The organism is Gillisella vitis, assembly GCF_001541345.2.
Lineage (GTDB): Bacteria > Pseudomonadota > Alphaproteobacteria > Rhizobiales > Rhizobiaceae > Allorhizobium > Allorhizobium vitis.
In genome coordinates this window covers 272,603-295,129 of the sequence record NZ_LMVL02000004.1, presented here as the reverse complement: position 1 = coordinate 295,129, position 22,527 = coordinate 272,603, and the positions used below count along the sequence as shown (strand labels likewise).

Annotated in this window: 18 protein-coding genes; 4 read left to right on the top strand and 14 right to left on the bottom strand. The window is 58.1% G+C overall.

The features are described 5' to 3' along the window. Nucleotides 1-79 precede the first annotated feature (79 nt). The 7 genes from hemH to ASB66_RS16120 all read right to left on the bottom strand — a co-directional run bounded on the left by hemH (nt 80) and on the right by ASB66_RS16120 (nt 9,583). A complete protein-coding gene (hemH, locus tag ASB66_RS16155; protein ID WP_060718258.1) occupies nt 80-1,114 on the bottom strand; it encodes a ferrochelatase in 1,035 nt (344 codons plus the stop codon). Between the two features lie 275 nt (nt 1,115-1,389). Further along, the gene (locus tag ASB66_RS16145) at nt 1,390-3,324 is read right to left on the bottom strand and encodes a 5'-nucleotidase C-terminal domain-containing protein (protein ID WP_060718256.1); all 1,935 of its coding nucleotides are present in this window, start codon (nt 3,322-3,324) and stop codon (nt 1,390-1,392) included. Nucleotides 3,325-3,507: 183 nt separating this feature from the next. Beyond that, entirely contained in the window at nt 3,508-3,876 is a 369-nt protein-coding gene (omp10, locus tag ASB66_RS16140) for an outer membrane lipoprotein Omp10 (protein WP_060718255.1), read from the bottom strand. A 353-nt stretch (nt 3,877-4,229) separates the two neighbouring features. Further along, complete coding sequence (locus ASB66_RS16135) at nt 4,230-5,672, bottom strand: homospermidine synthase (RefSeq protein WP_060718254.1); 1,443 nt, start codon at nt 5,670-5,672, stop codon at nt 4,230-4,232. Between the two features lie 185 nt (nt 5,673-5,857). Beyond that, the gene (locus ASB66_RS16130) at nt 5,858-6,502 is read right to left on the bottom strand and encodes an aminotransferase class IV family protein (RefSeq protein ID WP_060718253.1); all 645 of its coding nucleotides are present in this window, start codon (nt 6,500-6,502) and stop codon (nt 5,858-5,860) included. Then, nucleotides 6,487-7,704, bottom strand: a complete 1,218-nt coding sequence (locus ASB66_RS16125; RefSeq protein ID WP_060718252.1) for an aminodeoxychorismate synthase component I — start codon at nt 7,702-7,704, stop codon at nt 6,487-6,489. Before ASB66_RS16125 ends, ASB66_RS16130 begins: the two co-directional genes overlap by 16 nt. Before the next feature lie 19 nt (nt 7,705-7,723). Further along, on the bottom strand, nt 7,724-9,583 hold the full coding sequence (locus ASB66_RS16120) for a M3 family oligoendopeptidase (protein ID WP_060718251.1): 1,860 nt from the start codon (nt 9,581-9,583) through the stop codon (nt 7,724-7,726). Between the two features lie 575 nt (nt 9,584-10,158). Here ASB66_RS16120 and ASB66_RS16115 point away from each other — a divergent pair. Both ASB66_RS16115 and ASB66_RS16110 read left to right on the top strand, forming a co-directional pair. Further along, a complete protein-coding gene (locus ASB66_RS16115; RefSeq protein ID WP_060718250.1) occupies nt 10,159-11,706 on the top strand; it encodes a sigma-54-dependent transcriptional regulator in 1,548 nt (515 codons plus the stop codon). 402 nt (nt 11,707-12,108) lie between these two features. Then, nucleotides 12,109-14,028, top strand: coding sequence for a peptidoglycan L,D-endopeptidase MepK (locus ASB66_RS16110; protein ID WP_060718249.1), 1,920 nt, complete (start codon nt 12,109-12,111; stop codon nt 14,026-14,028). A 319-nt stretch (nt 14,029-14,347) separates the two neighbouring features. Here the strand turns inward: ASB66_RS16110 and ASB66_RS16105 are convergent, their stop codons facing one another. From ASB66_RS16105 to ASB66_RS16095, 3 genes are all read right to left on the bottom strand, one after another. Further along, a complete protein-coding gene (locus tag ASB66_RS16105) occupies nt 14,348-14,611 on the bottom strand; it encodes a DUF2312 domain-containing protein (RefSeq protein WP_015917069.1) in 264 nt (87 codons plus the stop codon). 227 nt (nt 14,612-14,838) lie between these two features. Beyond that, complete coding sequence (locus ASB66_RS16100) at nt 14,839-15,150, bottom strand: DUF1244 domain-containing protein (RefSeq protein ID WP_041698200.1); 312 nt, start codon at nt 15,148-15,150, stop codon at nt 14,839-14,841. A gap of 11 nt (nt 15,151-15,161) precedes the next feature. After that, nucleotides 15,162-15,965, bottom strand: a complete 804-nt coding sequence (locus tag ASB66_RS16095; RefSeq protein ID WP_060718248.1) for an N-formylglutamate amidohydrolase — start codon at nt 15,963-15,965, stop codon at nt 15,162-15,164. A gap of 512 nt (nt 15,966-16,477) precedes the next feature. Here ASB66_RS16095 and ASB66_RS16090 point away from each other — a divergent pair. Together ASB66_RS16090 and pyk are read left to right on the top strand one after the other, a co-directional pair. Beyond that, on the top strand, nt 16,478-16,957 hold the full coding sequence (locus tag ASB66_RS16090; RefSeq protein WP_041697052.1) for a DUF1036 domain-containing protein: 480 nt from the start codon (nt 16,478-16,480) through the stop codon (nt 16,955-16,957). Continuing rightward, nucleotides 16,954-18,393, top strand: coding sequence for a pyruvate kinase (pyk, locus tag ASB66_RS16085; RefSeq protein ID WP_060718247.1), 1,440 nt, complete (start codon nt 16,954-16,956; stop codon nt 18,391-18,393). The genes ASB66_RS16090 and pyk overlap by 4 nt, the downstream gene beginning before the upstream one ends. A gap of 646 nt (nt 18,394-19,039) precedes the next feature. Here pyk and ASB66_RS16080 read toward each other — a convergent pair. The 4 genes from ASB66_RS16080 to ASB66_RS16065 form a co-directional block, all read right to left on the bottom strand. After that, nucleotides 19,040-20,047, bottom strand: a complete 1,008-nt coding sequence (locus ASB66_RS16080) for an alpha/beta fold hydrolase (RefSeq protein ID WP_060718246.1) — start codon at nt 20,045-20,047, stop codon at nt 19,040-19,042. A gap of 205 nt (nt 20,048-20,252) precedes the next feature. Continuing rightward, nucleotides 20,253-21,056 (bottom strand): tetratricopeptide repeat protein, encoded by an 804-nt coding sequence (locus ASB66_RS16075; RefSeq protein WP_234613021.1) that lies wholly within the window; start codon nt 21,054-21,056, stop codon nt 20,253-20,255. Nucleotides 21,057-21,164: 108 nt separating this feature from the next. Next, nucleotides 21,165-21,290, bottom strand: a complete 126-nt coding sequence (gene ykgO / locus ASB66_RS16070) for a type B 50S ribosomal protein L36 (protein WP_003497670.1) — start codon at nt 21,288-21,290, stop codon at nt 21,165-21,167. A gap of 162 nt (nt 21,291-21,452) precedes the next feature. After that, complete coding sequence (locus ASB66_RS16065) at nt 21,453-22,508, bottom strand: 5-(carboxyamino)imidazole ribonucleotide synthase (RefSeq protein ID WP_081089054.1); 1,056 nt, start codon at nt 22,506-22,508, stop codon at nt 21,453-21,455. Between the last annotated feature and the right edge of the window lie 19 nt (nt 22,509-22,527).

Genomic DNA, 22,527 nt, shown 5'->3' with positions numbered 1-22,527 from the left:
TTTCGGCTCGATGCTAGAGTTTCCCTTATCGGTTCACGAACGCCGGTTCCTACCATTCCGCCCGATCTATTGGCGGATCTCAAACCCAGCCCTGCAACTCGCGGCGCACGACATTTTCCAGCACGCGCATGCCGTCCGGACTGTCGTTCAGGCAGGGGATGTGGCTGAATTTTTCACCACCATTGTGGTGGAAGATTTCGCCTGCTTCTCCGGCAATTTCCTCCAGCGTTTCCAGGCAATCGGAGACGAAGCCGGGATTGATCACGGCAATGCGCTTGACGCCATCCTTGGCCAGTTTTTCCACGGTCTTGTCAGTATAGGGCTGTAGCCATTCCTCAGGCCCGAATCGCGACTGGAAGGTGACCATCAGCTTTTCCTTCGGCCAGCCCAACCGCTCACGCAGCAGGCGTGCGGTCTTGTAGCATTGGCAATGGTAGGGATCGCCCTTCATGAAATAGGACTTCGGAATGCCGTGGAACGAGGTCAGCACCAGTTCCGGTTCCCAGTCGAGGCTTGCGAGATGGGCTTCGATGGAATTGGCGAGAGCATCGATATAGACCGGATCGTCGCTATATTGCGGCACGGTACGTAGGGCTGGCTGCCAACGCATCTTGAGCAGCGCTTTGAAGGCTTCGTCATTGACGGTGGCCGTGGTGGCTGCGGCATATTGCGGATAGAGCGGAAACAATAGAATCTTTTCGCAGCCGGCCTTTTGCAGCGCGTCCATGCGCGATTTGATCGATGGCTGACCGTAGCGCATCGCCCAATCCACCACGACATTTGGCATATCGGTGAGCGATACGGCCATTTTCTCGGCCTGGTTGCGGGTATAGGTGCGCAGATAGCTCTCGTTCAGGTCGTTGTTCCAGATCTCGGCATAGGCCTTGCCGACCTTGCCGGGGCGGGTGTTCAGAACGATGCCATAGAGAATGGGATACCAGAACAGTCGTGACCATTCGATGACCCGCTTGTCGCTGAGGAATTCCCTCAGATAGCGGCGCATCGAGGTGTAGTCGGTGCCATCAGGTGTGCCGAGATTGACGAGCAGCACGCCGACCTTGCCGAAATTGACCTTGGGATGTTCGGCAGGAAGATGGTTGACGATCGCGCTCATATTTGGACTACCTTGGTCAAGAATTCGATGCTGATGTTACGCTTTTGGACCGAGATGAGATCACTGTCCAGAATGAAAAATGGCCCGGATCGCTCCGGGCCGGACCTTTTGTCGCATGTGGAAGACCTGAATACCAAGTCTCGAAGATGCTACCGCATCCTCGCCTTGAAAATATTGCAAATATCTCAAATGCATCAGAGGCTTGAGATATTTGCAAAGGGAATACCAAAGGCCATTTTCAATGACCATTGGCATAAGTCTCCCACAACCGAAAGTTACTTTGCCGGAACGGTCAGAACTTCACCGATCTCGATATGGTCGGGATGGCGCAGCGTGTTGGCACCGGCAATCTTCTTCCAGTCCTCGCCATTGCCATAGGTCGCCTCAGCGATCTTCCACAGGCTATCACCCTTGACCACGGTATATTGCGTCGGCTGAGCGGCGGCAGGCGGTGCGGAGACGGCCGGTGTTACGGGTGCCGGAGCTGCGGGCGCAGGGGTTGCCGGAGCAGCAGGCGCCGTTGGGGCAGGTGCGGTGGCAGCCGGTGCCGTGGCTTGGGCAGCCGTCGCCGTCTTCGGCTGGGCAGCCGGAGCGACATAGCCGGCTGGCGTGACTTCGCTGACGCGGCCATCGGTAAACGGCTTGTAGGGCGAATTCTTGGCCAGGAAGTCGGCTGTCACATCGGCGAGATCCGGACCGTAATCATAGGCGTTCTGCCCGGCTGTCGCGAAGATCTTGTAGCCGTCGCCGCCGGAGCGCATGTAATTATTGGTGACGACGCCGTAGAGCTTGCTGGTATCGAGCGGCACGAAGCCGTCGCCATCCTTGACCTGTACGTCAACGACCCGGCTGCCGACCGGCTTGGAACGGTCGAAGCTGTATTTCAGACCGGCGACCTGTGCGAACCGGCCTGCACCGTCATCCACCTGGCTCACGCCATTTTCAAGCGCCGCAATCACATCGGAGCCCTTGAGCTGGAAAGTGGCAAGCGTGTTCTGGAAGGGCAGGACGGTGATGACCGAGCCCATGGTGACCTTGCCGCCGCCAATCGAGGCGCGCAGGCCGCCGCCATTCTGGATGGCAATGCTGATGCCCTGGCTGCGGCTATGATCCAGCATGGCCTCGGCCACCAGATTGCCCATGGCGCATTCCTTGGCGCGGCAGGAGGTGGAGGCGCCATCGATCGGACCAGCGCTTTCACCGATTTCCTTCTGGCGCAATTCCTGGATAGGACCGGCCAGTTCCTTGACCTTGGCGGTCATCGCTTCATCAGGCTTGAATTTCGAATCGATCAGGATCGGATCGCCCTTGGCGCTTTTCACCACGCCGTTATCGTCGAAAACCACAGCCAGGTCGCCCAGATATTTGCCGTAGGAGGCCGCTGTCACCACCGGCACTTTGTAGCCGCCGGGATTGTCCACAAGCGTTGGGTAAGGGCCTTCGGCTTTCGGATCGGTGTTTGACAGCAGCGTATGGGAATGGCCGCCGACCACGACGTCGACATCCGGGATCTTGGCGATCTCCATGTCGCGGTGATAGCCGACATGGGTGAGCGCGATGATCTTGTTGACGCCTTCGGCCTTCAGTTTCTTCACTTCCTCGGTGATGGCAGCGACATCATCGGTGAATTTCACATTCGAACCTGGCGATGCCAGTTCCACAGTTTCCGGGGTAACGGCGCCGACGATGCCGATCTTCTGGCCGCCGATTTCCAGGATTGTGGAGGGCTTGAACTTGTCCTTCAGTTTCGATTCGGCATTGGCTTCCAGATTGGCGACCACGACCGGAAACTGCACCTTGTCGAGGAAGGGACCGATGGCCGTCTCACCATCGTCGAATTCGTGATTGCCAAGCGTCATGGCATCGAACTTCAAGATGTTCATCACATCCAGTTCAGCGGTGCCCTTGTACGTGGTGTAGAACAGCGATCCCTGGAAATTGTCGCCGGCATTCAGCGACAGGACATTCTTACCAGCTAGTGCCGCACGGGTCTGGTCGAACGCTGTCTTCAAACGGGCCGCGCCACCAAAGCACTGGTTCTTGCTTTCTTCATCTGCCGAGCAGGTCGAATCATATTTATTGATCGACTCGATCCGGGAGTGAAAATCGTTGATATGCAGGATGTTCAGTTCGAAATCGGCAAAGGCCGCACCCGACGACAAAATCAGCACCGAGGCGCTCAACAGGCCAAATTTAAATCTTCTTAACATCCGTAACTCCTGATTTCATGGAACACCCGCTCTGGTTACCCCTCTTTTATGACGTTCTTATCGGGCTTTTGCGGAAGGCTGCATGTTTCCATCGCGCTTGGTTTATCGCAAGCGAAAATACGCCAGAACAGCAAAAAGCCGGCCCATGGACCGGCTTTGCCAAGCTTTGGATGCGTTGAGGCGTCAGATCTTGCGGCGTAGCGAGAAATTCGACCCGGCATCGGTGGTGCAGTTCAACTGTTCTGGCGAAACCAGCGCGCAATTGACCCGCGATTGGGTCTTGCGCACCAGCGAGGTCATGTTGATCTCCACGAGCGTCGGCGAGGTATTGGTGTAGGTGCCGGAGGCCAGAAGCGCATTGGTGTCGCTGGAGCGGGTGGCAAATGTGCCGCCCTGGAAGGTGGAAACGATGCCGTTTGGATCGACCCAGGCTCCGTCGACGCCCTGTGGCCTCGGTGCATTATAGGCCTCCTGGCGCGGCGGTGGTGGACCCATGCAGGAGGACACGGCAAAGGCCGCGACGAGCAGGGATGCGATGCTTTTGACCTTCATGACAGTCTCCATCCGGCAGACATTGCCGCCGCCTATGTCTTCGGCCTCAGACCGGTCGTATCAACCGGAGAGGCCTCTTGCTCTTTATCTTCCCGGTTGATGACAACCGGTATCCGCATCCTGAAATGCCGCCGGGGCCGATCAGGCTTTATCCTGCTGACCATGCCGCGAAGATCGGGTGAAAGCAAGGCTTCCAACCTGTTCTCGGGCACTTGAACACAGTCACGGCATTGTTGTTCCACAGCGGGATAAAAAGCGTGACACGGCAGTGTCGGCGACGCGCGGTCTTTCAATGCGCGGCGCCATTGTTTCAACCTGGCAGACGGATATTTCCGTCCGTCACTTGGTTGCGCTTAGCGCACCAGGATATTCTTGAACTGCCAGGCGTCCTTGGTGTCCAGATCTTCCGGGAACAGGCCGGGACGGCCGTCGAGCGGGGTCCAGTCGGTGTAATGGCCTTCGACCGGGCCGAGATAGGGCGACTGCACTTCCAGGCAGCGCTTGTAATCGACCTCGTCGGCTTCGACGATACCAGCCTTCGGGTTTTCGATGGCCCAGACCATGCCAGCCAGAACGGCAGAGGTTACCTGAAGGCCCGTAGCATTCTGGTAAGGGGCGATGCGGCGGGTTTCTTCCAGCGACAGGCGCGAACCATACCAGTAGGCGTTCTTTTCATGGCCGTAGAGCAGCACGCCCAATTCGTCGATGCCATCGACTAGCTCGTTTTCGTCGAGAACATGCAGGACCGGCTGGGCGGTGCCGCCATTGCCGAACATTTCATGCAGCGACAGAACCGCGTCATTGGCCGGATGATAGGCGTAATGGCAGGTCGGACGATAGGCGACTTCGCCATCCTTCTCGACGGTGAAGTAATCGGCAATCGAGATCGATTCGTTGTGGGTGACGAGGAAGCCGTATTGCGGGCCGGGCGTCGGGCACCAGGTGCGCACGCGGGTATTGGCGCCGGGCTGTTCCAGATAGATCGCCGCCTTGCAGCCCTTCTTGTGCTTCTTGGCGTTCTTCGGCATCCAGGTTTCGTGCGTACCCCAGCCGAGTTCGGCTGGCTGCAGACCTTCAGAAATGAAGCCTTCCACCGACCAGGTGTTCCAGAACACATTGAGCGGCTTCGGGGTCTTGGCGAGCTGGGTGTCGCGCTCGGCAATGTGAATGCCCTTGACGCCGACCTTCTTCATCAGCTTGGCCCAGCCTTCGCGGTCATCGACCGAGGGCTCGTCGAATTTCAGGCCGATCTCGTTGGCGATATTGACCAGCGCCTGCTTGACGAACCAGGAGACCATGCCCGGATTGGCGCCACAGGTGGAAACGGCAGTGGTGCCGCCCGGGTTCTTCTTCTTTTCCTGGCGAACGGTTTCGCGCAGCGCATAGTTGGTGCGCTCAGAGTTCTTCATGTTCTTGTCGAAATAGAAGCCCAGCCAAGGCTCAACTACGGTGTCGATGTAAAGCACGTCCAGCTTGCGGCACAGCTTCATCAGGTCGAGCGAGCCGGTATCGACCGACAGGTTAACGCAGAAGCCCTGGCCTTCGCCTTCGGTCAGAAGCGGCTTCAGCAGGTCCTTGTAGTTTTCCTTCGTGACATGCGCCTGAATGTGCTTGATGCCATGCTTGGCCAGCAGGTCGGCCTCGTCGTTGCGCGGGTCGATGACCACCATCCGGCTCTTGTCGAACTTGAAATGGCGTTCGATCAGCGGCAGGGTGCCCCGGCCAATCGAACCGAAGCCGATCATCACGATCGGACCGGTGATCTCGCCGTAAACCGGATAGGTCTGGGTGGTCATTCATTTTCTCCTTGGAAGGCCGTTTTGCCATAGGCGCATGATTTGCGAACACGGCTTTGATATGGCCGGGTTCCGTATCTTCCCTAGAGCATAATTCAACGACAGAATAAAGACGCTGCGAAGACAGCTTTTATGGCAGTACGGTACAAGTCGAGGATATTTGGAAGAAAAATGGTTTGTCCGTGTTACGCCACAGCCCTCTGCTGTTCTTCCACCAGTTCGGCGCGGATCAGGCCGCGCAGGCTGTTGCCGACGAAGATTGCCCGACCATTCAGGCTTTCCGGTTTCAGCACATCGGCGCGGGCCTTGCGTTCACGGATCAGCTCGGCGCGCAGGATGCCGGGAATGAGGCCGCTGGATAGCGGCGGGGTGATCAGCATGCCATCCAGACCCTGCACGAAGACATTGGTAAACGTGCCCTCGCAGATTTCTCCCCGCTCGTTCAGCAGCAGAACTTCATCGGCCTCCTCGGTGGAAAACTCGGCGCGGGCGGCCTCATAGGGATCGCGCCGCGAGGTCTTGTGGCGGTAGAGCGTGTCCTCTGAATTCAGCCTGGTCTTTTCGGCGATGCGAAGACGCCAGATGGTGTTTTCGCCAATTGGTTCGAAGCGAACTGCTGCTGCTTCCAGCTTGCCGCGAAAATTCATGGCGAGGCGCACGCGAAGCGGGGTGTCGCCACTCACCACTTCTTTTAATGCCGCTTCGGGCTTGATCGGCTGGCGAAAGCCCAGCGCATCGGCGGAGCGCGAGAGGCGCCGCAAATGCTGGTCGAGCCTGATGAAGCCCTGGCCTGGCTCCCAGCGGAGCGTTTCAATCAGCGTGAAATCCATTGATCACCTACCGCAAAGCGCGCCTTGAGCAGACATTCCTGATATTCCTGTTCAGGCTTCGAATCAAAAACAATCCCGCCACCGACATTGAAAACCGCCCGGCGGCTTTTGAAAAGCCCCTGTTGCTCAGGGAAATGGTCTGAAATGGTCGGTTGATCAAATAAAGTCAGGGTGCGGATGGCAACGGAGAACTGCATGGGGCCTGCCGGATCGCAAAAGCCGATGGCGCCGCAATAGATATCGCGGGGCTGGACCTCCAGCCGGTGCAGGATCTGCATGGCGGCGAGCTTCGGTGCGCCGGTAATCGACCCGCAGGGAAACAAGGCTTCAAGAATGTCGCCAAGCCCAATTCCTTGCAAAAGCCTGCCGCGCACATGGCTGACCAGTTGATGCAGGGTCGGATAGGTCTCGATGTCGAACAGTTTTGGCACTGTCAGGCTGTCAGGCTCGATGATCCGGGAGATGTCGTTGCGCAACAGGTCAACGATCATCCGGTTTTCGGCCTGGGTCTTTTCATCGGCCAGCATTGCCGCCTTGATTGCCTCGTCCTCGGCATCGTCAGAGCCGCGGGCCGCCGTACCCTTCATCGGATGGGTCTCGATAAACCCGTCGCCGTCCACCTTGAAGAACAGTTCCGGCGAGCGTGAGACGATGGCCGGACCGCCCAGGTCCACCAGCGCGCCGTAAGAGACCGGCTGACGGGCGATCAGTGACCAGAAGACGTCGCGAGGGCTGCCCCGATAGGCCGCCTCGATGGGCATGGTCAGGTTGGCCTGGTAGCAATCGCCATGCCTGAGATGCCGATGAAGGGTTTCAAACTGCTGCCGATAGGTTTCGAAATCCCAGGCTGCAACCGGGTTTTCCAGCAGGTGGGTGTTGCTTTCGGGGTGATGTGGGTGTCCCAGCGGATGAGAAGGATCGGCTGGCGCGTTGAAGATGCCAAACTGGAGGAGCGGTACGTCCCGCCCATCAGGGATCAGCGGCCTCAGCTTGTCTTCAAACACAAAGCCCGCTTCATAGGCCAGGGCGCCCGCCAGCCAGTAGCCTTCCTTGCGGGCACGTTCCAACTGGGCAAGCGCCGGCAGAACGTCACCGCCCCGACGAGCGACGACGATATCCACCGGATCGGTAAACACCAGCGTTTCACCGCTTTTGTCATTCCGAAACAGGATCGACGGTTGAAACGGTTCGGATTTCGCCATCTTGGCTCGATCTGTCCGTTCAGACTTTGGCGTCAAGCGCTTCCAGCTCGTCAATCAGCCCTTCGATCATCGACAGGCCCTTGGCCCAGAAGGATGGGTCGGTGGCATCCAGACCGAACGGCGCGAGAAGCTCGGAATGATGCTTGCTGCCGCCCGCCTTCAAGAGGTCGAAATATTTCTGTTGGAAGCCCTGTTCGGCATTCTGGTAGACGGCATAGAGCGAATTGACCAGGCAATCGCCAAAGGCATAGGCATAGACATAGAAGGGCGAATGGATGAAATGGGGTATATAGGCCCACCAGGTTTCATAGCCCTCGGACACCTTGATGGCCGGACCAAGGCTCTCTTCCTGCACCGATAGCCACAGTTCGCCGATCTTTTCCGCCGTCAACTCGCCCTCTTTGCGGGCGGTGTGCAGTTTGCGCTCAAATTCGTAGAAGGCAATCTGGCGCACGACCGTGTTGATCATGTCCTCGACCTTCTGGGCCAGCATGGCCTTGCGCTCACGCGCATCCGTGGCCTTTTCCAGAAGCGCCCGGAAGGTCAGCATCTCGCCGAACACCGAGGCGGTTTCGGCCAGCGTCAGCGGCGTCTGGCACATCAGCGCGCCCTGTTCGCGGGCGAGAACCTGATGCACGCCATGACCCAGTTCATGGGCCAGCGTCATCACGTCGCGCGGCTTGCCGAGATAATTGACCAAAACATAGGGATGGGCAGACGGCACGGTCGGATGGGCAAAGGCGCCGGGTGCCTTGCCGGGGCGGGCTGGCGCATCGATCCAGCCGCCATCGAAGAAACGTCCGGCAATCTCAGCCATGTCAGGCGCAAAGCCGCCATAGGCCGATAGTACGGTCTGGCGGGCTTCGTCCCAAGGAATGATCCGGTCGATGCTGTCGGGCAGGGGGGCGTTGCGGTCCCAGAAATTCATCTGCTCCATACCCAGCCACTTGGCCTTCATCTTGTAATAGCGGTGCGACAGGCGCGGATAGGCATCGCGCACCGCAGCCGCCAGCGCATCGACCACCGGACGCTCGACGCGGTTGGACAGATGGCGGCTATCGGCAATGTCGGCAAAGCCGCGCCAGCGATCGGAGATTTCCTTGTCCTTGGCCAGCGTATTGGTGACCAGCACGAAAACCCGGATATTGTCCTTGAAGGTCTTGGACAGCGCCATGGCCGCCTTTTCGCGCAAGCTCGGATCGGCCTCCTGCAACATGGTCAGAACCGGCTCCAGCGTCAGTTGTTCGCCGTCGATCTCAAACCGCAGGCTGGCCAGGGTCTCGTCGAACAGCCGGTTGAAGGCCGCCGAACCGGTCTGGGATTTTTCCAGAAACAATTGTTCGAGCTTGTCATCCAGCTGGTAGGGCTTGTCTTGCCGCAGATCGATCAGCCAGGGCTTGTAATGGGCGGTGGCCGGGTCACGGGCAATGGCGGCATCGATCACCGCATCGTCCAGCCGGTTCAGCTCCAGGGTGAAAAACAGCAGATGGGCAGCAAGTTCCGTCAGCCTGGCCTGCACATCGCCGAAGAATTTGCCGTTTTCAGGCTTGGTCATCTCACTATAATAATAAAGTCCGGCATAGGAGCCGATTTTGCCGAGCAGGTCTTCGAGGTCTTCGAATTCCTTCAGCGCGGCACCCAATCCCTGATCTGCGTCCTTGGTGGCGGCATCTTCCAGCCGCCCCTTCCATTTGGTCTCGAAGGCCAGGCTCATCTCGCTGGCCTTGGCGAGGTCGGCCTTGAACAGATCCGAGGAGGGGGCTGGATAAAGATCGGTGAGCTGCCATTCGGGCAGCGTGCCGAGGCCTTGGCTTAGCGCTGATACGTTTGCGGATTCGGCTGCCGTAAGGCGGGTCTGGTTAACGGGGCTGAAAGGCATAATGGCACCCTTGAGGTCTTTCGGGCCGCGCCGTCACCAAAATGGAACAGGCGCCGGTCCGATGCGTTTGGCATGAGATATTCCCAGTCATAGCATGGCGAAGGCGCCCGACAACAGCATATGGCAGATCTCTGTGCATTTCAGCGCTTGCCATTCTACCCGTCGATCTGGCATTTTAGGAAAAAGACGTCTGTGCCGATATTTGACAAAATCGAGGCACGGAGGAATTGGACTGTGTCTAAGGCCGGGATTCCCTGGCTTTTTGCAGTCTTTTTTTTAAGGCATTGTATCGAAGCGGACAGTTTGGCGGGCTATAGATAAAATCCTAGCAAATGTTGGAACCTGTTTTTCAAAACTCCATGGCATTTTGCGGGACAAGGACGACGGTTACAGCCTTTGCTTGCTGAGGGACTCTGGAATGCAAAGCATTTCCAGGGGTTGTGGCCGGGTTCGGAAAAGGCCGGGTTCGGAAAGGCCGAATTTGGAACAGGATCGCGTTTTTGATCCTGCCGCTTACGGACATGGTCCATTGTTTCAACCGGCGCCAGACGCCATAAGGACTCGGGGAGCTAAAATTGACCGCTCATATTCTCGTTGTCGATGACGATCCGGTTCAACGCCGGTTGTTGAAGGCCGCTGTCGAAAGCCAGGGGCATGTTGCCCATCTGGCCGAGGACGGAGAGGCAGGCCTTGCCTATTTCCGTCAGCATAAGGCGGAGATTTCCGTCATCCTGCTGGATTTGATGATGCCGGGCGTATCCGGCCTCGATTTTCTGGTCGCCATCGGCGGTCAGGAGGCGGAAGTGCCTGTCATCGTCCAGACCGGTCAGGGCGGCATCGATACTGTGGTGCAAGCCATGCGGGCTGGCGCCTTTGATTTCGTCGTCAAGCCGGTCTCGCCGGAGCGAATCGCATCGGCCATTGGCAATGCGCTGCGTGTCGACCAGCGCGACGCCAAGACGCGGCCTGCACGCCGGTCACGCACCGGGGCTGTGCATTTTTCCGATATTATTTCGGCAAGCCCGGCCATGACCCGGGTCATCGACCTGTCGCGCCGTGCGGCCCAGTCGAATATCCCTGTGGTGCTGGAAGGCGAATCGGGCGTTGGCAAGGAAATGGTCGCTCGGGCCATCCAGTCGGGCAGCGACCGCGCCTCGCGGCCATTTGTCACGGTCAATTGCGCTGCCATTCCCGCCAATATGGTGGAAAGCATTCTGTTCGGCCATGAAAAGGGATCCTTCCCCGGTGCGACCGAACGCCATATCGGCAAATTCGCCGAGGCCGACGGCGGCACGCTGTTCCTCGATGAGATCGGCGAATTGCCGCTCGATACCCAGGTCAAGCTGCTTCGGGCCGTTCAGGAAGGCGAAATAGAGGTTATCGGCGCCCGCCAGACCCAGAAGGTCAATGTGCGGCTGATCTCGGCCACCAACAAGGATCTGATCGAAGAGGTCAAGGCTGGCCGCTTCCGCGAAGATCTTTATTACCGCCTGAACGTTTTCCCCATCACCATTCCCGCCCTGCGCCGCCGCAAGGAGGACATTCCCTTCCTGGCGCGCGCCTTTACCGAACGGTTCTCGGCGGAGCAGCGTCTGACCCGTACCCTGTCGCTGGGTGCTGGCGCACTTGCGCTGCTGACGGCCTTCGATTGGCCCGGCAATATTCGTCAGTTGGAAAATGCCATTTACCGGGCGGTGATTCTGGCCGAAGGCACGGATCTGACGGAAAGCGATTTCCCGCAGATCCTCGCACAGATCCCAGGTGGTCTGGCACAGGAGAAATTCTGGACGGGCGCACCGGGCACGGCGGAAAGCCAGCCGGAACAGGTGGCGCCGCGCGGCGCAGACCGGCCGGAACTGGCCTTTATCGACCGGCTCCCGGCCCCCCGCGCCGAGGATCCGCGCCCGGTGGCATTGGACAATGTCATCGTCAGCATCGACGAGAGCGGCAATGTCCGGCAATTGGCGGAAATCGAGGAAGAACTGATTCGTTTCGCGCTGAAATTCTATCGGGGTCAGATGAGCCAGGTGGCACGCAAGCTGGGAATCGGTCGCTCGACTCTGTATCGCAAGCTGAAGGATTACGGGATCGACCCGGATAATCCGCAGAAGCACGCTGCCTGAAAAAGGTGATATCCGGGTTTGTTTCAGCGCCCGGCTGAAGATTTGAACACGCCGCGCACCTGAAAGGGTGGGCGGCGTTGGCATTTTGGGCTATAAGGGCGCCGGTTTTCGCATCGGACAGTGCGGGATGACAATATCGTGTGTCCCGCAGAAACGCCTGCTGGTTCGATAGTTGTTAACCCCCGGGTAAGGATGATTGATTACTGGTTGTCAATGGGTTGTTATGAATTGGTTCACCATATATGAATCAATTTGAACGATGTGGCAAAATTGCCATGTGGATACCGTATTTCACAGTCATGTGATAAACGAGCGATGTGACTTTTCTGACGGGGACGGATTTTGCGGATATCTGGTGCATTTGTATCGCCCTCAGGGCCTGGGCGGGTTGACCGCACGGCCATGATTTGGGCGAACATATCCAAGCTGTTCCTGACGGCTCTGGTCCTGATGACGATCGCCTTTTCCGCCCTTTATGCCACGACCGGTTCTGCTGCTGCGGAAACGCGCTCGCTGAAAATCCTTTTCGTCCATACCGGCGAGAAGCAGGAAATCACCTTCAAGCGTAATGGCCGTTACGATCCCAAGGGCTTGCAGCAGCTCAACAATATTGTGCGCGACTGGCGTCGCAACGAAGCGACCAAGATGGACCCGCGCCTGTTCGACCTCGTCTGGTCGGTTTATCAGAAGGCGGGCGCCAGCGGTTATATCTATGTCGTTTCCGGTTATCGCTCACCGGCCACCAATGCCATGCTGCGTTCGCGCTCTTCCGGCGTCGCCAAGGAAAGCCAGCACATGAATGGCACCGCCATGGATTTCTTCATCCCTGGCGTGCCGCTGAAAAGCCTGCGTGATATCGGCATGAAATTCCAGGCGGGCGGCGTGGGCTATTATCCCAATTCCGGCTCGCCTTTCGTGCATATGGATGTGGCGGGCGTCCGCTCCTGGCCGCGCGTTCCGCGCAGCGAGCTGGTACGAATGTTCCCCGATGGCAAGACCCTGCATATTCCCGCCGACGGCAAGCCGCTTCCCGGCTATCAGGTGGCGATGGAGGAATATAAGAAACGACTGGGGTCTGAACAAATATTGATGGCGGATAATAAATCGTCGCCGCGCGGCAGGCCGCGAAATCTGATGGCCATGCTGTTTGGCAGCGGTGATGAGGACGAGGGCGACGAAGATTCAGCCCCAGCCGCACCGGTGCGGGCATCGGCTCCCGCCGCCACGCCAAGACCTGCCGAGCTGACCAATCCAACGCCAACCAGTCCGATGCCTGTGGCTGTGGCCTCCGCAGCGCCTGATATCGCTGCTCCCGTTCCGCAATCGCGTCCTTCCCTGCGCCAGGGTGACGATAGTCTGGCTGTGGCGCTTTATTCTCCTGGCGGGCGCAATGCTGCCGAGGATGCTCTGCAGAAAGTTGCGGGCAATCCGTCGGGTGACGCTTCCGCGCAGCAAAGCGGCTATGAAGATTTGGCCGCATACAAGGTTCCCGTGCCGACCCTGCTTGGGCCACGTGGTATGAAGGGTGACGCCGAGCCTGTCATGACCGCGTCGCTTGGATCGCCTGATGATAGTAACCCTATTGCCCAGCATATTCCGGTCCCAGCTGGCCGTCCGGCGCTTGCCGATGCCATGGCGGCAACTCTGCCGCAACAGCGTCCACAGGTGAGCGACGAGCCGTCCACGGTCGAAGAAGCCATGCTCTCTCCAGCTGCCGCCGAGGCACTGCAACAGAGCCAGGATGGCGCGCCGCTGAAGACCGTGGTGATCCCGCGTGACCGCCCAGCGCCTTCCGTTGCTCCAGCGGTTGCTGAAGTTCGGCCAGCGGCTCCCACTGAGAGACCTCAGCCTGTCGTCGTCCCGGCGGTGCAGCCGAAAGCCGTCGCCGTTCTCACCCAGGGACCGCTTCCCGCTCAAGCTAAAACCTCTACTCAGGGCCAGCAACAGGTTGCTTCGCTTGCGCAGCCGTCCCGCGCCAAGCCGAGTGCGGGCCAGTTTGGCGATGTTTTTGACCAGCCCAAATCGGCAAGCCGTGCAGGTGAAGCTTCGCTTCCTGTCAAGGGCGGACGCCCTGGACCCAGTGAAGCGGATGCAGCCAGCCGTGGTCTGACGGGTGGCACCGAGTTGACCCGCACGATGATTTCGCAATGGGCGATGAACAAGAACCGGATTGAGCCTTCGGCAAATCCCGTTCCCAACAAAGCCGGTCGCGGTGGCCGTGTGGTGACCCAGGCCATCACCGCACCGGTCGAGGCATCGCAGACCGGCTTTACCCCCGGCGCCCAGGCCATCGATCCAGGCCGCTTCGGCGCGGTCCGGTAAGTATATCGAGCCTTCCTTCGGACTGGCCTACATAAAAAACCCGCGTAACCGCGGTTTTTTTCCTATCTTCAGGTAAAGGCTTTATTGGTCTCGCATCTCCCGTCGCATTTTTTCAAGAGGGAGAAGCTGTTCAGGCCCCTAAAGAGGGGGCTACTGCATAATTCTTTAAACGGGAATTGGTTTAGAGAGAAAATTATGCAGCAGATATAAAGCGCTACAGCGAACCTTTGTGCGCCATATAGGCGCATGGCGCTGTAGCAGTTTTTGTTTGCGGACCGGAGGTTTCCGAAGGCCGGTTCTAAACTTCCGGTCCGATGTTTCAGCCTTCTGGCGGGTTCTCGATCATTCCCAGCGCATGAAGATAGGTGTCGAGGATCAGGTCTTCCTCCATCCGCTCCTGCTCATCCTTCTTGCGCAAGGCGATAACCTTTTTCAGGATCTTGGTGTCGAAGCCCATGCCCTTGGCTTCGCCATAGACGTCCTTGATATCGTCGGCGATGGTCTTCTTTTCTTCTTCAAGGCGTTCGATGCGCTCGACAAAAGCGCGAAGTTGGTCACGGGCGACGCCATGAGCATCAGACATGGGGATCTCCTTGCTGGGGATGGTCATTTGAGTGGGGGTGACGTGCCGTGAACTCTGCGCCACGTCAAGTTCTTTTGCATGGCGCAAAGCCCCGGGCCTAGGCGGATGGGTCTGCGAAATATCAGGTAAAACCTTGTCGGGATTGGATAATACCTTGAAACCTCCATGATGTCGTGAGGAAGGCTGGGTAAAATTATCCGTCTCCGGTGCTATTTCTATAGCTGCTCTTAAGGCTCGTCTTGGGGGCGTGAGGCTTCGAAATCCGCCTTCTGGGCCTCGCTGGCCTGTTTCTGATGCCGCAATTTCCATTGCTCATAGGGCATTGCATAGACGTGATGGCGCGCCTCGTCGCGGGTCATTTCGACCCCCTTGGCGTCGGCGGCGTCCTGATACCAATTGGCCAGGCAATTGCGGCAAAACCCGGCCAGATTCATCAGGTCGATATTCTGCACATCGCTGCGTTCACGCAAATGCGCCAGAAGACGGCGAAAGGCCGCTGCTTCCAGTTCGGTTTGCTGTTCCTTGGTCAGTTCGCTCATCTCTTGTCCGATCATTTTTCGAAGGCCGGGTAAGGTCCGGTGCGGGATGGAAATTGCCGCCATTCGTGAAGGGCAGGATCGCCGTTCAATGCGGCAAAAATCGGCTCCAGCCGGTCTGCCCAGGCGGCGATGCCGGCTTCGTCGCCGATCAGGTCCTGGCGCACTTCCAGCAGCGCATGGGGCATGCCTGAAATCATACAATGGCGGTAGAGTGTATCGCCCTTCAAAGCACCGTCATAGGGCTCATTGTCGCCGACGAGAATGTCCCCCGGCAGACTGAGCGCGTCGATCAGCGGTCGCACGGCGCGCTCATCGCTGTCCCAGAGCACGGCGGCATGCCAGGGGCGGGGCACGCCCTTCCAGGCAGGCGTATAGGAGTGCAGCGACAGCACCAGCGGTGCCTTGCCGCTGGCAGCTGCGGTCTCAGTCAACAAGCGTTCGACAGCATGGTGGTAAGGCCGATGGAAGTTTTCCACCCGATACTGCCATTCCTGCGCGCTGATCGGGTGATTGCCGGGAATGACCGCGCCGTCGGAAATCTTCATGACCAAGGTCGGGTCATCCTCGCCCCGGTTTGGGTCGATCAGTAGCCGGGAAAAACAGGACATGGCAGCAGGCACGCCGAGCCGCGCCGCCAATTGGCGGGTCAGGCTTTCCACGCCAATATCATAGGCGATATGCCGCTGATAGGCGCTATCGGGCAGGCCGAGTGTTCCATAGGCCGGAGGCAGCCGGTTCATGGCGTGATCGGCAAGCAGCACGAGGCCCAGGCTGTTGTCGCCGGCTATCGTCTCATAGGGTTTGAAGTCATTCATGGCTGACACATTTATGTGATGGGATTGGCTATTATGGGGGATGCGTGTGAAGCATCTTTCGCCGATTATTCTAGGAGATCTCTTTTTATTCTAAGAGGGCTCCTGGGTCGAATTTGGACCGGTTGCCGCGCAGAAGCAGGATTATCCCCTGTTTTTCAAGGCTTGAGACTTACGGGTTTCATCAAATGCACAAAAGATGCCGTCGCACTTCAAATTTGCCGCAGAATTCCTTAAATCGGGTTGGATTTAAGGAATTCTGCGGCAGGCGGATTTAAAAGGATGCTTCAATGTCGCTTAACGCCTTATGATCATTCGTGTGATATCTGCTATTGCGGTTCAGGCCTGCGGTGCGAGAAGGATCTGGTTCGCTTAGAAGCGTGCTAGCGTCACCATACAGTCAAACTCACCCCTCATCATCCACGTGGGGATTACAATCGATTAGACTTGCGTTGACTTTCTTGGTCCATAGTCGCAAGAAGGCAACACAGAAAAATGGAGTTCCGTCGGAAGCCGTGCCTCATTCCAACACACTCTCTTCCGTTACAGGTTCCGGGCGTCTTGCACGTCTCGGCCTGTTTTTGACCATTGTATTTTCACCGATTGCTTATGCCGCACCCGCGCAGGCGGATTTTCGCGTTTGCAATGGTTCGGCCAATCTCGTCGGCGTGGCCATTGGCTACCGGGCGGCGGAAGGCTGGATCAGCGAGGGCTGGTGGCAAGTCCCCGCTTCGACCTGCGCAACGCTGATCGAAGGCGAGCTGAAATCGCGCTACTATTATCTCTACGCAGAAGATGCCGCCCGTGGTGGCCGCTGGACCGGCAATGTCAACATGTGTGTGGCGGAAAACGAGTTCAAGATCGTTGGCGTCGGGGATTGTTTCAAGCGCGGTTACCAGCAAATGGGTTTCAAGGAATATGACACGGGCCGCCAGGGGAGCTGGATGGTTCAGTTGTCCGACACGCCCGGCACGCAGGAAGGCCAGAAGCAATGAAGCGTAACCGCAAAGTCAAAATTCTCGCAACGCTTGGACCGGCTTCGCAAGATGAAGCCATGATCCGCAAGCTGCATGAGGCTGGCGCCGATCTTTTCCGTATCAACATGAGCCATGCCAGCCACGATGTGATGCGCACGCTGATCCAGCGTATCCGCAATGTCGAGGCTGCTTGCGGGCGTCCGATCGGCATTCTCGCCGATTTGCAGGGCCCCAAGCTGCGGGTCGGCAAATTTGCCAATACCTCGGTGGAACTGAAGCCCGGCCAGACCTTCACCCTCGACAGCAACGAGGCCCCTGGCGATGAAAACCGGGTTTATCTGCCGCATCCGGAAATCCTTGAGGCCGTCAAGGTTGGCCATCGCCTGTTGATCGATGATGGCAAGCTGCATCTTCGTGCTGAAAAATGCGACGGCAAGACCATTGTCTGTAGCGTTGTGTCCGGTACCAAGATTTCCGACCGCAAGGGCGTCAGCCTGCCCGATACGATCCTCGCCACCGGCGTGCTGACCGACAAGGACCGCGCCGATCTGGATGCTGTTCTGGCCACCAATGACGTCGATTGGGTTGCGCTGTCCTTCATCCAGCGTCCCGAGGATCTGTCCGAGGTGCGCAAGATCGCCCGCGGACGGGTCGGGCTGATGTCGAAAATCGAAAAGCCGCAAGCGCTGGAACGGATCGACGAGATCATCGAACTGTCGGACGCCCTGATGGTGGCGCGTGGCGATCTTGGCGTGGAAATGCCGCTGGAGGCCGTTCCCGGCATCCAGAAACAATTGATTCGCGCCTGCCGCCGTGAAGGCAAGCCGGTGGTCGTGGCCACCCAGATGCTGGAATCGATGATTTCAGCGCCGGTTCCGACCCGTGCCGAAGTCTCCGACGTGGCGACAGCCGTGTTCGAAGGCGCCGATGCCATCATGCTGTCGGCTGAATCTGCTTCCGGCCAGTATCCGGTCGAAGCGGTCTCGACCATGGCGTCGATTGCCCGCACCATCGAGCGCGAACCGCACTATCCCGGCATTATCTATGCCCAGCGCCCGCAGCCGGAAGCAACCGGCGCTGACGCGATTTCGCTGGCGGCCCGCCAGATTGCCGAGACCCTGAAGTTGACGGCCATCGTCTGTTACACGTCGTCAGGCAATACCGGGCTTCGCGCTTCGCGTGAGCGTCCGGAAGTGCCGATTCTGGCGCTATCGCCGGTGGTTCAGACGGCCCGCCGTCTGTCGCTGGTCTGGGGCCTGCATTGCGTCGTTTCCGAAGAGCCAACCGATCTGGATGATATGGTCAACAGGGCCTGCCGCATCGTGGTTTCGGAAGAGTTTGGCAAGCCGGGCGACCGGGTGATCATTTCCGCTGGTGTGCCATTGGGAACGCCAGGCGCCACCAATATGCTGCGCATCGCCTATATCGGTCCGGATGGCCTGTCTGGCGTCTGACATTGCTAAGCCCCGCAAGGCGAAGATGCTGACGTATCCTCGCCTTGAAGGCCCTTATGCCGTAGAGGTATTTTAAAAGGGAATGTGAGGGGTCACCTTCAGTGACCGTTCTGACCGTCCATGTATCCGAGAAATTCTAATGCCGCTTGTCATGGATGACGGGCGGCGTTTTTCGTCACATGGCTCTGCCAGAGGGCGATTGAGCGGGCTGAAACCTGCGATTCGATCTGGGTAAAATCCGGTGGGAACAGCAATAGATGACGTGTCCTGGGTTTTCTAAAATCCAGGGCCGCTGCCGTCATGCTTTGAGACTACGGCACCATTCCATTGTGAAATTCCATCGCTTCGCGGGATTATGCAGTATTTCCTAATATTAGGAATTTATAAAAATTCCCTCGTAATATCGATAGATCAAAATAATAAAGCCGCCTTGGGAGGGGCGACTTTATTACTTATAAATTATTTAATAACTCAGAAATATAAATAGACTATAAATTCGTCTTTGATAATATTGTAGTTCTAAATTGGTTTGTTATTATGCCTATAGTTTTGCGCCAATTTGATTGTGATGTCAACAACACAATCCTCTTGGTTGTAGATAGCCAATGTCGGTGGTTATCGAGCTCTTAAGTAGCTGTCAATTTTATCAGTTTGTTGACATTTCAAGAGCGTCACCGATTTTCCTGGCCAAAGACCCAAGATCACGGTCGTGGCCGGCTATTTTTTCAATGGCGGCAACGGCAAGGTCTGTGGCGCAATAGTCCGGCTTGTGTCCTAAATGTCGCACCCAGATAAGCTCGGCGCCTGCAATGTCGCGGGCAAGACCGACTGAGTGAATATCAGCCAGAACGATGGCATCACGGTCACCGGTGACGATCACGGTGGGCGTCCGTATTTCCGGGTAGCGAGGTGACATGCGGGTGACATAGGTGTGCAAGCCGCACACGTCGATGGCATTGTGACGGAAGGTGCTGGGCCGCAGAACCAGGGTAGGGGCGGTTCGGGCGATATAATCATCCGGACTTGGATTGGGAGCAAAGACTGCCCCGATGGCCCCATCCATCTTGGCAAGCCCTGCCAGGGGCGCAAGGGTGCGGGCAAAGAGGGGGCCGATGATTGGTGTTGCGGTCAGATGATAATGCCAATCGACACCGCCGGGCCACGGATGGGTGGCAGGGGCGAGAAAGAGCAAACCCGCCGTCTTTTCTGGATGGAGAACAGCAAAGCTTGCCGCAATAGCACCGCCAAAGGAATGGCCGATGATAATGGCCCGTGACAGGCCAAGGGCGTCCATGGCCTCGGCAATGGCGTTGGCTTGGCCATCGGGTGTGTTGTTTTCCGGTCCGCCACGCGGTGAATAGCCATGGCCCGGCCGATCCACGAAGATCAGATCCGCGCGTCCCTCAAGTGCCGGACGAAAGGCCTCGGCCTGATCGCGCAGATTGCCGCTGGCGCCATGAATGAACAGCAGCGGCGGCAGATCGGCGCTTTCAGATGCCGGAATATGCAGAAGGTTGAGGTGGCTGTCTCTTATCGGGACGAGCGTGCCAATATTCGGATTGTCGTCAGTGATCTGTCTTATTTTGACTGTGGAAAACAACCAGGCTACAATCAGAGGTGTAATGATAATGACAAGGATCAAGATTGCAGGCATGGGATATGGGTTCCTGCTGCGTCATTTCATGAAGCCGACTCGCTATAGGGTGAACTGACACAGAAAATTTTTGAAACAGCAGCGTCTTTCAGCTGCTTGATGGAGCATAGGGCGCGGTGGAGCGTGAAAGGTAGATAGTCTTCGATTTTGCGCATTCCACCATCCATCTCCGCAAATCGCGTTGGATGTCCCTCGCACATCATAATTATGTCCGGGCGCCTGCCAGTTTCTCGGAAAGCTCGGTCACGGTCCTCTGGGCGGCGCGGTCGGCGGGATAGATGGCGAGGTAGCGCTGCCAGGCTTCCAGCGCCTTTTGGTCGCTACCGGTCTCTGCCAGAATATTGGCGAGCATTTCCAGCGCGCCGAAATGGCGCGGTTCGATGGCCAAGACGTGATTGAGATCGGAAATCGCCTTGCGGTAATTGCCCTGGCTATAATGCAGGCTGGCGCGGTGACCCCAGCCATTGGCATAATCGGGTTGCAATACGATCGCCTGATCGAGGAAGTCCAGTGCTGCGGCGTTTTTCTTGTCCTTGATCGCCTTGTCGGCCCATTGCATCAGCAGATTGACGGTGGGGCTACCGGAATTCGACCAATCCGCCATCACGGCAGCGGCAATCGCCTTGGCGGCTCCCGGCTGGCGTTCGCGTCTCAGCTGGGTCAGCAATTCGTCCGCCGGCTTGCCAGACAGCGCCGCTGTGTCGCTGCGGTCTTCCAGGCGTTCAACCTCGCCCTGCTGCGGAGATGGGTCTTGCTGTGGAGATAACGGCGGCTGGCCATCCTTGTCCGCTCTCGGCTCACCCGTCTCAGGATGGTTCGGCTCAGGCTTTTGAAGGTCCGGCGTGAAGGGCAGGGCAGGCGGCATAGGCTGGCTGGGTGCCGCGTCTGGCCCGTCCTGCGCAAAAGTGATGTCCTGCGCAAACGTCTTGCCGGCAGGCCCGGCGAGGGCGCTGGCAACCAGAATACAGGCCGTGAGAATCAGGTGAGTGAACAAACGAACAGAGCGCATGCAGGTAATCTACCGTGCATGCGCTCTGTTTCAAACCGAATTCTGCGATTTACCGAAGTCCAGACATCACAGCGAGGTGATGCCGCTCTCCCGCAGGAGAGATTTCGATCAGCCCTGACGGGCCTTGAAACGCGGGTTCTGCTTGTTGATGATGTAAACGCGGCCCTTGCGGCGAACCAGACGGTTGTCGCGGTGACGTGCCTTAAGCGCTTTCAGCGAATTCTTGATCTTCATTTTTAGATCCGCATGGTTGCCAGGGAACCGTCTGGTTCCGCCGGGATGTATATCGACGAAAAACGCACCGCTGGGCGCGCTGTTTCAGGGTTGGTGGCACATACCCCGGCTTAACCCGGCATGTCAACCGGAAAACCAGGCATTTTGCCCGTTGATGGCAGGTTATTCCCGGTTCCTGACCTCGGTGACATGTCCCATTTTGCGGCCGGGCCGTGCTTCAGCCTTGCCATAGAGATGGACGAGCGCACCGGATTTCGCCATCCAATCTGGAACAGCCTCAATGTCGTCGCCGATCAGATTGGTCATGACGCAATCGCCGTGGCGGGCCGGATCGCCCAGCGGCAACCCGGTAACGGCGCGGATATGCTGTTCGAATTGCGAGATCACGCAAGCAGCTTCCGTCCAGTGTCCGGAATTGTGGACCCGGGGGGCCATTTCATTGGCGATCAGGCTGCCATCGGCCATCAGGAACAGTTCGAGACCCACCACGCCGACATAATCGAGGCCGTTCAGCAGCTTTTCCGCAGCGCTTTTGGCGGCAGCGGCGGTCTGCGGCGTAATCGACGCAGGCACGGTGGAGGTGTGCAGGATGCCGTCGCGGTGAATATTTTCGGCTGGATCGTAGCAGGCGATTTCGCCTGATATCGAACGGGCGGCGATGATCGAGATTTCCCGTTCGAACGGCACGAAACCTTCGAGAATCAACGGCACGGCACCCAGTGCCTGATAGCCGCCGCTGGCATCGTCCCCCTTGCGATAGACGCGTTGGCCCTTGCCGTCATAGCCGAAGCGCCGGGTTTTCAGCACGCCTTCGCCGCCGAATTCCGCCAATGCCTGCTCCAGGTCCGTCTGGCTGTCGACGGTGCGAAATGGGGCGGTGGCAATGCCATTGTCGTTGAGGAAGCGCTTTTCGCTCAGCCTGTCCTGGGACACGGCGAGTGCCTTGGCAGGGGGATAGACCGGCACGGTGCGCGCCAGGGCTTCGGCGGCGGCGACCGGCACGTTTTCAAATTCATAGGTGACCACGTCGCAGTGGGCGGCCAGTTCGGCAAGGGCTGCCTCGTCAGCGTAATCGGCGATGATCTGCCGGTTGGCAACCTGGGCGGCCGGACAGTCGGCCTGCGGTTCCAGCACGATGGTTTTCAGCCCCAGCCTTGCTGCGGCCATGGCAAGCATGCGGCCAAGCTGGCCGCCGCCGATAATTCCAATGGTCTTCACGCGTGTGATCCGTACAGTT

Excerpts from the sequence above, each read along its gene's own strand:
- hemH (WP_060718258.1), bottom strand. The coding sequence starts at position 1,114 with ATGAGCGCGATCGTCAACCATCTTCCTGCCGAACATCCCAAGGTCAAT.
- ASB66_RS16145 (WP_060718256.1), bottom strand. The coding sequence starts at position 3,324 with ATGTTAAGAAGATTTAAATTTGGCCTGTTGAGCGCCTCGGTGCTGATT.
- omp10 (WP_060718255.1), bottom strand. The coding sequence starts at position 3,876 with ATGAAGGTCAAAAGCATCGCATCCCTGCTCGTCGCGGCCTTTGCCGTG.
- ASB66_RS16135 (WP_060718254.1), bottom strand. The coding sequence starts at position 5,672 with ATGACCACCCAGACCTATCCGGTTTACGGCGAGATCACCGGTCCGATC.
- ASB66_RS16130 (WP_060718253.1), bottom strand. The coding sequence starts at position 6,502 with ATGGATTTCACGCTGATTGAAACGCTCCGCTGGGAGCCAGGCCAGGGC.
- ASB66_RS16125 (WP_060718252.1), bottom strand. The coding sequence starts at position 7,704 with ATGGCGAAATCCGAACCGTTTCAACCGTCGATCCTGTTTCGGAATGAC.
- ASB66_RS16120 (WP_060718251.1), bottom strand. The coding sequence starts at position 9,583 with ATGCCTTTCAGCCCCGTTAACCAGACCCGCCTTACGGCAGCCGAATCC.
- ASB66_RS16110 (WP_060718249.1), top strand. The coding sequence starts at position 12,109 with ATGATTTGGGCGAACATATCCAAGCTGTTCCTGACGGCTCTGGTCCTG.
- ASB66_RS16105 (WP_015917069.1), bottom strand. The coding sequence starts at position 14,611 with ATGTCTGATGCTCATGGCGTCGCCCGTGACCAACTTCGCGCTTTTGTC.
- ASB66_RS16100 (WP_041698200.1), bottom strand. The coding sequence starts at position 15,150 with ATGAGCGAACTGACCAAGGAACAGCAAACCGAACTGGAAGCAGCGGCC.
- ASB66_RS16095 (WP_060718248.1), bottom strand. The coding sequence starts at position 15,965 with ATGAATGACTTCAAACCCTATGAGACGATAGCCGGCGACAACAGCCTG.
- pyk (WP_060718247.1), top strand. The coding sequence starts at position 16,954 with ATGAAGCGTAACCGCAAAGTCAAAATTCTCGCAACGCTTGGACCGGCT.
- ASB66_RS16080 (WP_060718246.1), bottom strand. The coding sequence starts at position 20,047 with ATGCCTGCAATCTTGATCCTTGTCATTATCATTACACCTCTGATTGTA.
- ASB66_RS16075 (WP_234613021.1), bottom strand. The coding sequence starts at position 21,056 with ATGCGCTCTGTTCGTTTGTTCACTCACCTGATTCTCACGGCCTGTATT.
- ykgO (WP_003497670.1), bottom strand. The coding sequence starts at position 21,290 with ATGAAGATCAAGAATTCGCTGAAAGCGCTTAAGGCACGTCACCGCGAC.